This is a genomic window from Halomicrobium sp. HArcht1-1, assembly GCF_058933285.1.
In genome coordinates, this window is sequence record NZ_JBZYDL010000004.1 from 211,756 (window position 1) to 224,914 (window position 13,159).

A 13,159-nucleotide genomic window follows, 5' to 3' on the forward strand; every position below is an offset into this window, starting at 1 on the left:
AGCCAGAGAAAGCAGACAACGGAATGGGAGGGACACAGCCAGGAGCGACGCTGGCCGCAGGCGTCGGCATCGAAGTCGATGGCGGTCACTGCGAGCAGTTGCTCTCCCGAGGGCAGTCGCTACCGGCGTCGGCGAGGGAGACCTTCACGACGGCCGAGGACAACCAGCAGACGGTCCAGATTCGTGTGTTCCAGGGCGAGCATGAACGTGTCGAGGAAAACGAGCTGCTCGGCGAGTGTACGGTCTCCGGCCTCGCACCCGCCCCCGCGGGCGTGCCGGAAGTAGCAGTCATGTTCACCGTCGACAGCGATGGGACCCTGCGGGTCTCGATCCAGGACGCGACCGGCGACGCGACACTCCAGATCGAGGGACAGCGTGAGTTCGACGACATCGCGGTCGAGACGGCAGGAAGGACCGGCGCAGGTCCGACCAACGACGTGATACTCGGCGTCGATCTGGGGACGACCGACAGCGTCTGTGCAGTGCCGGTTGACGGCGAGCCCGAAATCGTCGTCAACAGCGAGGGAGACCGTGCGACACCCACCGCGCTGTCCGTCGACGACGACGGGAATCTGCTGGTGGGCAAAGCAGCCCGGAAGCGAGCGGTCTCCCGACCGGAGCGGACCGTCACGTCGGTCAAGCGCGTCCTCCTCGGCGAGGGCAGCACGGTCGAGCTGGGCGAGCGAGAGTACTCGACCGTGGAGCTGGCGGGATCGCTCTTCGAGAAGTTTCGCTCTGACGCCGAGAGCGCCCTCGGGCGGCCCGTCGAGAAGGCGGTCGTCACCGTCCCCGCGGTGGCGTCGATTCGCCAGCGGAGACGCATCGAGCGAGCCGGCGAGATCGCCGGGCTGGAGATCGAACGGACGATCGACGACGCGGCGGCCGCGGTGATGGGATACGCTTACGGGAGCGACGGAGAACAGACCGTGCTGGTCTGCGATCTCGGCGGTGGCTCGCTGAGCGTCTCGCTGCTGGACGTGGAGAACGGCATCTACGAGATCGTGGCCAACGGCGGAGACGACGAGCTGGGAGGCGAAGAGTGGGACGCGGCGATCGTCGACCACCTCGCCGATCGGTTCGAGGCGGACCACGGCATCGATCTGCGCGAGGACCCACAGGCCCGTAGACGGCTGGCCGACGCAGCGGCGGCCGCGAAGATCGAGCTCGCCTCGCGCGAGCGGACGCGGATCGACACTCCCTACGTCGCGACGACGGACGACGGTCCGCTGGACCTGAACGCGACACTCGATCGAGACACCTACGAGTCACTGACCGAGCCCCTCGTCGAGCGCGTCGTCAAGTCGACCAGGGCAGTCCTGAATGAGAGTCGACACGAGACGGACGACGTCGACGAGCTCCTCCTCGTCGGCGGCGCGAGCCGGCTCCCGCAGGTCCGAAACAGAATCGAGGCGCTGGTCGGACAGCAGACGACCAGACGCGTCAACGAAGACGAGGTCACCGCACTCGGGACGGCCGTGCAGGCTGGCATCCTCTCGGGCGAGGTCGACGACGTGGTGCTGCTGGACGTGACCTCCCTGCCGCTGGGCATCGCGGTCGAGGGCGGTGATTTCGAGCGCATCGTCGAGCGAGGCGAGACCATCCCCACCGTCGAGTCAGTGGTGTTCACCACGACGGTGGACGACCAGACGGCGGTACCGATACGCGTGTTCCAGGGCGAACACGAAACCGCCACACGGAACGAGTTGCTCGCCGAGTTCGTCCTGACCGACGTGCCACCGGCCTCGGCTGGGACACCGGCGATCGAGGTCACGGTGAGCATCGACGAGAACCGGTGGATCAACGTCGAGGCAGACCACGACGGCGGCAGTGAATCGATCACGATCGATCCGACGACGGTGCTACCCCTGGAGGATGGAACGAGACGGCAGTCCGAGCAGGAACGGCCCGCGCCCCAACTGGTTGCCGCACGGGACGAGGACGAGGTGACGGCAGCCGACGGCAACTCGGAGACGAGCGCCCCGATGGAGCTGGAGACGCTGATCGACGAGACCCTCGACGTGCGCAACCAGCTCCACCGGGGCGTCCTCTACTGTCGCCGATCGATCGACAACGACGTGGCGGACCTCCGCGACAACCTCGAAAAGACGGCCCGGAACGTCGAGTCGATCCTCGGGACGAACGCGGAGAGAGCAGACAGCCATGACGAGGACGGCGAGAGCCAGCGATCCGACCGACTCGTCGACGAGCTGGCGGCCGTCGAGGACGCGCTGCGAGCACTGCTCGGCGAAGACACGTCGACCGGGCTGGCGTTCGACGACCTGGAAGCGCTGGTCGACCGGATCGACCGCGGGCTCGAAGCGGCGGGACTCGTGCTCGTCGATCCCGACGGCGGGGCCGAAACGGATCCCTACCGCCATCGGGTAGTCGCCTCGACCGAGAGTTCCGTTCCGGAGGGGCGAATCGTCTCCGTCCAGCAGATCGGATACGAGCGCGACGGTGCGGTGCGCCGGGAGGCGAAGGTGGTCGTCAGCACGGGTTCTCCAGCGGAGCGTGTCACAGCGGCCACGGACCAGACCGATCCCGACCGGTCGAGCGCCACACTCGATCGGGCGATCAGAGACGCGCGCGCCCCGGCTGTCGAACAGTTCCCGAGCCCACCGCGACGGTCGGTGAGCTACGAGGACTTCGAGATCGGAGCGACGCTGGGAACCGGCGGCCAGGCGGTCGTGTACGAGACGACCCACCCGGCGATCGAGTCGCCGGCCCGGATCGCGCTGAAAGAACCGGCTCGCGGCGAGCGAACCCTGACACACGACGCGATCAGTTCGTTTCTCCAGCGGGCACAGACGTGGCAGACCGTCGACGACCGCGAGCGAGAGAGCCGCCGGTGGCGCTCCCACGAGTACATCGTCGGCGTCGTCGACATCGGGGACACCCGCCCGTGGATCGCCATGGAGTACATGGACGGCGGCGATCTCGCCGATCGACTCGACGGCACCGACGGGCTGGCGGTCGAAGAGGCCGTGTGGATCGCGCAGTGTCTCTGCCGCGCGCTCGAAGTCGCACACGAGTACGGGATCGCCCACCTGGACGTCAAGCCGGGGAACGTCCTCTTCACCGAAACGGCACCGTCACGCTGGGACCTGCCGAAGCTCGCCGACTGGGGCCTCGCGAGAAAGCTGCGGGACCGAACCGACTCGATGGAGGGGTTCTCCCGGCACTTCGCCGCGCCCGAACAGTTCGACGCCGAGGCCTTCGGGGAACCGGACCCGGTCACGGACATCTACCAGGTCGGCGCTGTGCTGTACGCGATGCTACGCGGCGAGCCCCCCGTGAGCGGCGGACGCCTCGCCGTCCGCAAGCGGATCGTCCGCGACGACGGGCCACCACCAGCCCCGAGTGCCGGCCGTGACGACGTGCCGCCCGAACTCGACGAGATCGTACGCACGGCGCTGGCGACGGCAAAGCGGGATCGGTACGAATCGATCCGGTATCTACGGGACGATCTGGAAGCCCTGTGGAAGTCGCCGGACGATACCGGCTAGCTTCGATCCCACAAGGGTCCGTCTGAAACGACGGCCGCGTGTTGCATCGGCCGGGCGCTCTCGCGCTTCAATCCCACAAGGGTCCGTCTGAAACCGGGCGAGTGGATCACCATCTGGTCGAGCACCGTGCTTCAATCCCACAAGGGTCCGTCTGAAACTAATCGCATGACGGCGTCAGGATGTAAACCTGTAAACCGCTTCAATCCCACAAGGGTCCGTCTGAAACTTCGAGACGCTTCAGGCGGAACTCAAGGAAGCCCGTGCTTCAATCCCACAAGGGTCCGTCTGAAACCATGGCCGATTTGACCACGTATACACCGCTATTTGCCGTTTGCACTTCATGGTTTCCGTCGACCCTCGATACCCCTCGAACCCCCTGGGGGTCGATGGAAACGCGTGCTCCCCGGTCAGTACGCGGGCGAGAACGGTCGACGTGGCGGGAAACCGGCGACAGAGGGAACGGTCCGACCGTCTTAACCAACAGAACGACGGTGCTGGAGTCCGTGTTGGTTAACAGGGAGATCGAAGTGAGCGACGATCCACCGACGCCGCCGGCAGACCTGCCCGATGACCTCGGCGACGGACTCGAACAGTGTTCGCCGACTCGTCTCCGCCAGATCGCGGAGTACGCCGAGGCGCTCGCAGCGTTTCGCGAACGGAACGATCGTCTGGATGGGGCCGACGACGGCGACGGCGAGCACGCCGACAGAGCCCACAAACGGGAGGACGGACCCGAGAACCCTCCCGACGGCGTCCCGTCGAAGGCGACGATCACGGTCAAGGAGATCAACGACAACCGCTACTACTACTGGCAGTGGCGCGACGGCGAACAGATCCGTTCGCAGTACGATGGTCCCGTTGATCCGGCGTAGTCGTCGCCCGAGGCGACAGTGGCTGATACTACCGGCTGTACATCTGTGACCGATTTCGCCACCCCGGGGTGGCGAAGCTCGTCACGAAGTGACAGCCGGCAGTATGAGGAGTGTGACACACCCCGTGTGCGAAGTGATTCTCGGGTCGTGTCCGGAGCACCACCCCCCGTGTGCGAGATGAATCTCGACGAGAGCGGGACCGACCCCGTGTGCGAAGTGAAACGGAGTCCTGTGCTGGGTGCACGCCGGAGGCGTGTCGCCGCCGCCAGTGAGTGGTACACACCCACCCCGTGTGCGAAATGACTTGGGCGCTCTCCGTCTGCGAAACGATAGGCCACGAGATCGGCACCACACCGTCTGCGAGATGACCACCCCGTGTGCGAGATGAAACTGTCAGTGCGAGCGAGAGAGATCGTCCGGCGTATGCGAGCTGGGTCGGAGGGCATCAGAAGTCACGCGGCCTCACCCCTCGAAGAAGTCCTCGATCTGAGCGTTGACGACGGACTTGATCAGTGACTCGTCCTGCTCGACCTCTTCGAGTCGGATGTCCGAGCGTAGCGTTTCGGCGACGACCTCTGGGTCGTCGACGAACGTGTACTCTTTGTGGACGCCGCTGCCGTAGCCACGGCCCCGCTTCTCCGAGGTGACGAAGTTGTAGGTCTCGGCCTCGCCCATGTACCGGAGGTAGGAGTCCCGAGACTTCTCGTCCGTGTCCAGAAGGTCCGTGAGGTACTGATAGACGCGGTAGGCGACCGTACTCGGGACGGCGTTGAGGGTGCGATTCGAGTAGACCGGGACGATCGCCGTCGCGTACAGCGAGAGCTTCTTCTGCGAGGAGAGCCCCTGCATCTGGGTCAGCGTCCGGTCGCGTTCGGCCTCTTCCTGTGCGTCGCGAACGTGCTGTTCGTGGACCGTGTCGTCGCCGGCACGATCCGCGATCTCGCCTGCCGTCCGGAACAGGTCGATCGCCTTCCGCGCGTCGCCGTGATCCTGTGCCGCGAAGGCAGCACTGAGCGGGATGATCCCGTCTTCGAGGACTCCCTCCTGGAACGCGTCGCGTCGGCGTTCCAGGATCGCCTGCAGTTGGTTGGCGTCGTAGTCGGAAAACACCACGTCCTGGGGGTTGAACGAGCTCTCGGCACGGCCGTCGAGTTCCTCCATGAAGCGCGGATCGTTCGTGAGCGCGGCGACCGAGACGTGCTGGTCGATCCGGCCCAGTTGGGAGGCCCGCGACAGCTGATACAGGAGTTTCGAGTACGCCGGTTCGTCGTTTGGATCCCGCTGGCGACCGACGAGCAGGTCGACCTCGTCGAGAATGATGATGACCGACTCGAAGTGTTCGCTCAGAATATCGTAGAAGCGGTTGAGCTTCTGGCTCGTCGAGACCCCGCTCTGTGGGACGCCGACCTCGACGCCCGCTTTCGCCGCGGCGTTTTCCACGAGCTGGTAGACGGCCCGGTCGTGTGACTTGAGCGTCTGGCAGTTGATTTCGACGACGCCGAAGTCGATGTCCTGGCTGTTTGCCAGTTCGAGCACCTGCTGGCAGACAGCGTTGATGATCAGGGACTTGCCGGTCCCGGACGGGCCGTAGAGCAGCATATTCGGCGGGCGGTTGCCCTGCAGCGCCGGCCGGAGATACGTAATGATGTCTTCGAGCTGGTCGTCGCGACCGACGATGCGGTCCTCGTCGATAACGGCATCCGGATCGAGGAGACCCTTGTCCCTGAAAACGGAGTCCTGGACGCCCTCCTGAAGCCGTCCCTTGATAGATTGGGACAGTGACTGCTGGTCGTCGCCGTCGCCCATGATACCGTGATATGGCCCACTTCGCAGATAAAGATTTGGAACCGCCTGCGAGATTAAATATGGCGAATATACTGCAGAGAGTGGCTAATGTCTACGAGATGAGAGTGGTGGGACGTACCGTGGGCAAAGTCAAATTCGGTCGTGTTCAAATACACAGATGTCCAGGAATGGATGTGTTCAGGGACGAACGTGATAGGTCACGGGCCCCGTGTGCGAGATGAAACGACAATCCGGAAGCCACGACGACTGTGAAGATCGAGGGAACGTCGTCCCAGCGAGCTCGGACTGCGTCCGGATTCGGACGACATGCAGACCCGCACACCCCGTGTGCGAAATGAAATGTAGACGAACGGGGAAGGTACTGGTAGAAAGTCGAATCACGACAGCAGTCGAGAGCCGTCGCCCCCACACCCCGTGTGCGAAGTGAATCGGAGCAGAGGACAGACTGGTGAACTGTCCCGAAGTCCGAGCGCTGTGGAGTGATACGGATTGTCGTCGCCCTTTTTCCGCCAACAAGGGGTAAAGCGGGGAAGAGGAAGGGAAAGAAAGGGGAAAAGAAAGCGGAGAGTGACCCCCACACCCCGTGTGCGAGATGAAATTGGCAAAGAGAAAGAGCCCCCCCTCCAGTCAGAGTCGGCGATGGATACCGTCGGAACAGCCGAAAATCCGTGGTTGAGATGCAGAGAAGTGTATATAGCGGTAATTGACGATCGATAGATTGTATCTAGATCGTCTAAACTATCTAGCCCAAGTTACCTAATAATAACAATTTATTTACTATATTTCTGTCTTCGACTTACAGTACGGCTATGGTTGCATACACTTATTAATAAGTCTTTCTCATATAATAGCTTATCTTCTATTTTGTCTTATTAGACCTTCTCTCTGCTGAAAACGCTAATATCTGGTGTTTTCCGTCTCAACTCGCCCGCTCTCGCTAACACCCCACCCCCACTCTCTCACCAATTTCATATCGCACACGGGGTGAGGGGGTTCACTCACCCACTGACCCACTCATCCACTCACTCGCGCTTCTCCTCATACTGCCGGCTGTCACTTCGTGAGGATCTTCGCCATCCCCGGGGTGGCGAAATCGTTCACAGATGTACAGCCGGTAGTATCACCACAGCACCGACCGAACAACTCGCCCTCTGTATTTTGTTGTCTCTTTCCTCTCGCTACCCTCTCTCGTTCTCCTGTTACGCTCTCTCCCGACGTTCTTCTATCTTCTTTTCGTGTTGCTCTCTCCCATGTCTTCCTTACGTGCCGTTACCGTCCCGCATTCCCTTCCACTTCGAGTGGTCCAAATGATCGACGGCTACAGGAAACGGTCGACGGCTACAGGTCTTCACACGCTTCCTGTAGAGCGTCCCGGAGGTAGAGAATGTCGTCGTACCGCTGGGTCTTCGATTTGGACAGTGCCGTCAACAGGATCTCGTCGACGCGCGGTGGGACCGCTGCGATCTCGCTGGGCGGCGTCGGCTCACTCTCCAGGATCTGGTACATCGCCTTCGATGGATTCCCGTCGAACGGTGGCTGTCCAGTGAACAGCTCGTAGAAGACCGCGCCGAGCTGATAGATGTCGGTGCTGTGATCGCTGGTCCCGTAGTCGTCGTCGAACTGCTCCGGTGCGGCGTACTGTGGCGTGAGTCCCTGGACGCTCTGGGAGTGTTCGAGCAACTGCTTCGAGAGTCCCCAGTCCGCTACTTTCGGCACGTCCCAGGCGTCTTCGACCGTCCGAAAGAGGACGTTCTCGGGCTTGAGATCGAGGTGAGCGACGCCGTGTTTGTGGGCGTGGCGAACGCCTTTCGTGACTACGAGCGCGGTCCAGAGCTTCTGGGCCAGACTCATCTCCCCGGCCCGTTCGCCGAGGTGTCCGCCGTCCATGAACTCCATTCCGATCCACGGGACCGGGCTCGCCCCCCAGTCGACGACGCCGACGATGTGGTCGTGTCCGTCCAGCCTCTCCCACCGCTCGGCTTCGTCGAGCATCCGCTCGATCGTCTCGCCGTGAATCGTCCCCGACATCCGCGGTCTCTTGATCGCGATCGACGTGTCTACCGTCCCCGGAACCGACGCTTCCACCACGTCGGCGTTGCCTCCCTGTCCGATCGTCCGTTCCTCTTCGATCTCGTCGAGGGCGATCTCCGCTTCTGGCGCACCTGGGATGTCTGCCGGTCGCCGTTTGTCGACGTGTCCGTCGACGTGGCTCGACTCTGCGATGTCGTCTTCGCCGTCTTGTGTCGACTCTGCGATGTCGTCCTCGTCGTCTTGTGACGTGTTTGCAGCCAGAATTGCTGCTACTCGCTCGACCGCCGCCTCTCCGAACTGCTTCGACTCGGAAGAGCGGATCAGGTCTCGCAACGGTTCGGGATCGTGTCTGGCGACCTGGGCGAAGCAGGATCCTGCGTAGTCCTCGACGGTGTCGTTCCCGTCTGCCAGCAGTGGGACGATCGACGGGAGGTAGTCGACGACCTGTGACGGATCTTCTTCGGATACGGTTGCGAACGTGGAGGCGGCGAATTCTCGTGTCGATCGCTTCGGATCGTCGAGTCGCGGTTCGATCGCGTCCAGATAGTCGATCACCTGCCGGGGCTCTTCTTTGGCCACTTCGGTGAACACGTAGGTCGCGAGATTCCGCGTGTTCTCACTCTCGTCGTCGAGCCGTGGTTCGAGCGCGTCCAGATAGTCACTCACTCGCTGGGGGGCGACCTCGACGCCCTCACTGAATGGCGTGGTCGCGAAGTTACGCGTCGGTCGTTTGGGGTCGTCGAGCCGTGGTACGAGTGCGTCTAAGTAGACGATTGTCTGCCGGGGCTCTTCCTTGGAGACCTCTCCGAAGACGTAGGCCGCGAGGTTTCGCGTATTCTCGCTCTCGTCGTCGAGTCGTGGTTCGAGTGCGTCTATATGACCACTCACTCGCTGGGGGGCAACCTCGACGGCTTCGCCGAATGCGGTGGTCGCGAAGTTCCGCGTATTCCCACTCGCATCGTCGAGGCGGTCCTCGAGCGCGTCGAGATAGTCGAGAACCCGGTTCGGTTTCTCGTCGGCGACTTGCTTGAAGACGTAGGTTGCGAAGTTTCTCGTTCCTTGGCTTTCGTCATCGAGGCGGTCTTCGAGCGCGTCGAGATAGTCGATCGTCAGTCGTGGATCTTCCTTGGAGACTTCCTTGAAGACGTAGGCTGCGAAGTTTCTCGTCTCTTGGCCCTGATCGTCGAGACGGTCTTCGAGGGCGTCGAGATAGTCATACGCGAGGCGTGGCTCCTTTTTGACGACTTGCTTGAAGACGTACGTTGCGAAGTTCCTCGTCTTCTCTTCCCGGTCGTCGAGGCAGTCTTCGAGCGCGTCGAGATAGCCGCTCATGTGCCGCGGCTTCTCCTTGGCGACCTCCTTGAAGACGTAGGCCGCGAGGTGTCTCGTGTTCTCGCTCTCGTCGTCGAGTCGTGGTTCGAGCGCGCCCAGATAACGACTCACTGGTCGGGGGGCGACTTCGACGACTTCGCTGAACGCGGTGGTCGCGAAGTTCCGGGTGGATCGTTTGGCATCGTCGAGTCGTGGCTCGATCGCGTCCAGATAGTCGATCACCTGTCGGGGCTCTTCCCTGGCGACCTCTCCGAAGACGTAGGTCGCGAGATTTCGCGTATTCTCGCTCTCGTCGCCGAGCCGTGGCTCGATCGCGTCCAGATACTCACTCACTCGCCGGGGGTCGACTTCGACCACTTCGCTGAACAGCGAGACCGCGAAGTTCCGTGTCGACTCCTCGGCGTCGTCGAGTCGTGGTTCGACTGCGCCAAGCGAGTCGATCACCTGCCGGGGGTCCTCCTGGGCGACCTCCTTGAAGACGTAGGTCGCGAGATTTCGCGTATTCTCGCTCTCGTCGTCGAGCCGTGGCTCGATCGCGTCGAGATAGTCGTTCACCCGCTGGGGGGCGACTTCGACGACCTCGCTGAACGCGAACAGCGTGAAGTTTCGCGTCTTGCCGTTCGAATCGTCGAGACGCGGTTCGAGACTGTCGAGATAGCCGCTCACTCGCCGTGCGTCCGATTTGGCGACCTGCTTGAACACGTAGGTCGCTGTCTGGCGGTTCTCGGGCTGGTTGCTATCGAGAAACCGACCGGCCGCGTCGAGATCTACCCGGGCCGGAGCGGCATCGGCGTCACGCCGCAGACTGTCGATCTCGCGAGTCGAATCCTCGTCGGTGTCCATCACTCCTCTCGGCGTAGGACTTCCAGTTCAAATTATCTTCCCACTAGAACACGTCTCGAATCGGAGCGAATACGGACACTCATCGGTCACGTTCCGCTCGGTCAGTACGTTGAAGCCACTCCCAGTCCAACGACCTGCAGATGCGTGACTCACGGGAACCGGACCCCTCGACCGTCGAGAGTCCGAGTCGGCGGTCGCTGTCGCCCGACTCGTTCGATCACGAGGCGGTGATCGGCCGAACTCCCACGACGGTCGTCCACCGAATCGGGGTCGGATCGGACGATCCGATCGCAGTCAAACACCCGGCGACCCACGGGACCCTGGGCGGGGACGTGTTCGATTCGTTTCGACGGGAGGGCAAGCGATGGGCCCAGCTCGCCGACCACCCTCACATCGTCGGCGTCGTCGACTGGGGCGAGAGCCCGCTGCCGTGGCTCCACCACGACGCCGACGTGCCGTGGGTCGCGATGGAGTACATGGACGGCGGGGACCTCGGAGAGTACACGGAGGGGCTCTCCGTCGAGGGCAAGCTCTGGGTCGCCCAGCGACTCGCCGACGCCGTCTGGTACGCACACCACGACGGCGGCGGCCTGATCCACCACGATCTGAAGCCCGAGAACATCCTCTTCCGGGAGACGGACGGCCGGCAGTGGGACGTGCCCAAGATCGCCGACTGGGAGCTCGCCCGGACGCTCCTGAACCACTCCGACAGCGTCGGCGTCACCACTCCACAGTACGTCGCGCCCGAACAGGCCCACAACGAGTCGACCGACCAGCTCACCGACCAGTTCCAGCTGGGAATCGTCCTGTACGAACTGTTCACGGGGACCCATCCGTTCGTCGACGGTCCCGAGTCGGCACCCGAAGCGGCACTGATCACGGGCGTCCTGCAGAACGATCCCGTCCCGCCCAGCGAGCGTCGACCCGCGCTGCCGTCGGCGCTGGACGACGTTCTCCTGACGATGCTGGCAAAGGACCCCGACGATCGCTACGAGGCGATGCTCCAGGTCCGGAACGACCTGCGTTCGATCGGGCGAGGCGACGACCCGGAGCCGAACCCGACCGCCAAGACCCGTCCTGACTCCCCTTCGGAGACGACGCAGACGGCCGACTGGAACGGCGTCGGCGTCGGCACCGGCGTGGTCCTCGATACTACTGCCCGCGGGGCGGCGGCGATCAGGACCGAACTGGCTGACGACGGGACCTTCTACCTGAGCGATCTGGACCACGATCTCGAACCCACCCAACGGGTCTCGCTCTACTACGAGGGGGACGATCCGGGAGCGAGCGACATTATCGAGGTCCAGCCCGTCGGGAGCGACGCGGACCCGCCCGCCGTGGGCGACAGCGAGACGTTCGGCGAGGGCGTCGTCGTCGACACGACCGGTGACAGCAAGGCGGCCGTCGAGACCGACCTCGCCAACGACGGCGTGTTCTACCTCAGCGGTATCGAGGCGACCCTCCAGACCGGTGACGCGGTCGCACTTCGCTACGAGGGATCCGATCCGACGGCGAGTGATATCTCGCAGGTAGTGCCGGTCGACGAACTCGACCAGGCCGACGCGGCAGAGGCTGGCGAGTCCGACGCCACCCGACGCTCCGACGCCCAGGCTGCGTCCGAATCGTCGTCGGCGACCGCCAGCGACCGATCGATACGCGGCAGCTGGCCGCGATTTGGCTACGATCGAGGACGGACGTTCCACACGCCGGACCAGCAGGGGCCCGACGACTCGCCGGACGTGGTCTGGGAGTCGGAGATCGGGAGCGGGCTCGAAGCGTCGCCGGTCGTCGCGAGCGGTGTCGTCTACGCCGGCACCACGAACGGGCTGGTGTTCGCACTCGACGCGCGAACCGGGGAGAAACGGTGGCACTTCGAGACGGAGAACGCCGTCGTCGCCGCGCCAGCGGTGGCTGGAGACACGCTCTACGTGGCCAGCAAGGACGCGCACGTGTACGCGATCGACCGCGAAGACGGCACCGAGCGCTGGGCCTCCGACACCGAGAGCGGGATCTACGCGCCGCCCCTGGTGACGAACGACCGCGTCGTCGTCACGTCTCGCTCTGGCGCTGTCAGAGCGATCCACACCGAGACCGGCAACGAGATGTGGACCGTGGAGACGACGCCGGGCATCCGCGTGCCGGTGACCCAGTACGGCCGGCGGCGCTTGCTGGTGGGCGACGACAACGGCGTCGTCCACGTCCTCACCAAAGGGGGCTCCGAGCAAGCCACCGTCGACCTGAGCGGACGAGGACGCATCCGAACGCCGATCGTCGCACCCCACAACTCCGGGACGGTCCTGATCGGCGACACGCTGGTCGATCTCCGGCGGGAGACGGTCTCGGACACGCTCGCCCGTGGGGTCCGGTCGCTGCCAGCCGTCGTCGAGGGGACGGCCTACTACGTGACGGACGCCGAGGTCAGAGGCATCGAGATCTACAGCCGCGAACAGGTCGTTTCCTACGGGTTCGACGGATCGACGAGCCGCCTCGGAACCGACACGACCCCGGCGATCGCGGACGGGACCGTGTACACGGGCCTCGGTGACGGTACGGTCGTCGCGTTCGACGGCGCGACTGGCCGAGAACGGTGGCGACAGTCCGTCGACGCGCCGGTCGCCTGTTCGCCCGTCCTCGTCGACGGGCACCTCTTCGCCGCGACGCGTGAGGGGACTCTCTACGCACTCGCCGAACAGTCTTGACTTCGCGTCGGGACCGCACGGTCCCCTCCCGGATGGGTGTCGATCACACCCCGGAACAAAGCATTTAGTA

The 13,159-nt window shown here is 63.7% G+C and carries 4 protein-coding genes, 1 pseudogene and 1 CRISPR repeat array; of the genes and pseudogenes, 3 read left to right on the plus strand and 2 right to left on the minus strand.

Annotated elements, in window-relative coordinates; translation table 11 throughout:
• Window positions 1-23 precede the first annotated feature (23 nt).
• Both grpE and AC5FRZ_RS17525 read left to right on the plus strand, forming a co-directional pair.
• Window positions 24-3,380, plus strand: a pseudogene (gene grpE / locus AC5FRZ_RS17520) (nucleotide exchange factor GrpE); the annotation flags it as partial.
• Between the two features lie 125 nt (window positions 3,381-3,505).
• Window positions 3,506-3,798: a CRISPR direct-repeat array (repeat unit 30 nt; unit sequence GCTTCAATCCCACAAGGGTCCGTCTGAAAC).
• Window positions 3,799-4,033: 235 nt separating this feature from the next.
• Entirely contained in the window at window positions 4,034-4,378 is a 345-nt protein-coding gene (locus tag AC5FRZ_RS17525) for a hypothetical protein (protein WP_493565278.1), read from the plus strand.
• Between the two features lie 462 nt (window positions 4,379-4,840).
• On the opposite strand, the gene AC5FRZ_RS17530 is transcribed toward AC5FRZ_RS17525, so the two are convergent.
• Both AC5FRZ_RS17530 and AC5FRZ_RS17535 read right to left on the minus strand, forming a co-directional pair.
• Window positions 4,841-6,184: a Cdc6/Cdc18 family protein gene (locus AC5FRZ_RS17530; protein WP_170095272.1), complete on the minus strand. Its 1,344-nt coding sequence runs from the start codon at window positions 6,182-6,184 to the stop codon at window positions 4,841-4,843.
• Window positions 6,185-7,522: 1,338 nt separating this feature from the next.
• Complete coding sequence (locus AC5FRZ_RS17535; protein WP_493565279.1) at window positions 7,523-10,390, minus strand: protein kinase domain-containing protein; 2,868 nt, start codon at window positions 10,388-10,390, stop codon at window positions 7,523-7,525.
• Between the two features lie 140 nt (window positions 10,391-10,530).
• On the opposite strand from AC5FRZ_RS17535, the gene AC5FRZ_RS17540 reads away from it, so the two are divergent.
• A complete protein-coding gene (locus AC5FRZ_RS17540) occupies window positions 10,531-13,089 on the plus strand; it encodes an outer membrane protein assembly factor BamB family protein (RefSeq protein ID WP_493565280.1) in 2,559 nt (852 codons plus the stop codon).
• The last annotated feature ends 70 nt before the right edge of the window (window positions 13,090-13,159 follow it).

Excerpts from the sequence above, each read along its gene's own strand:
- AC5FRZ_RS17535 (WP_493565279.1), bottom strand. The coding sequence starts at position 10,390 with ATGGACACCGACGAGGATTCGACTCGCGAGATCGACAGTCTGCGGCGT.
- AC5FRZ_RS17540 (WP_493565280.1), top strand. The coding sequence starts at position 10,531 with ATGCGTGACTCACGGGAACCGGACCCCTCGACCGTCGAGAGTCCGAGT.
- AC5FRZ_RS17530 (WP_170095272.1), bottom strand. The coding sequence starts at position 6,184 with ATGGGCGACGGCGACGACCAGCAGTCACTGTCCCAATCTATCAAGGGA.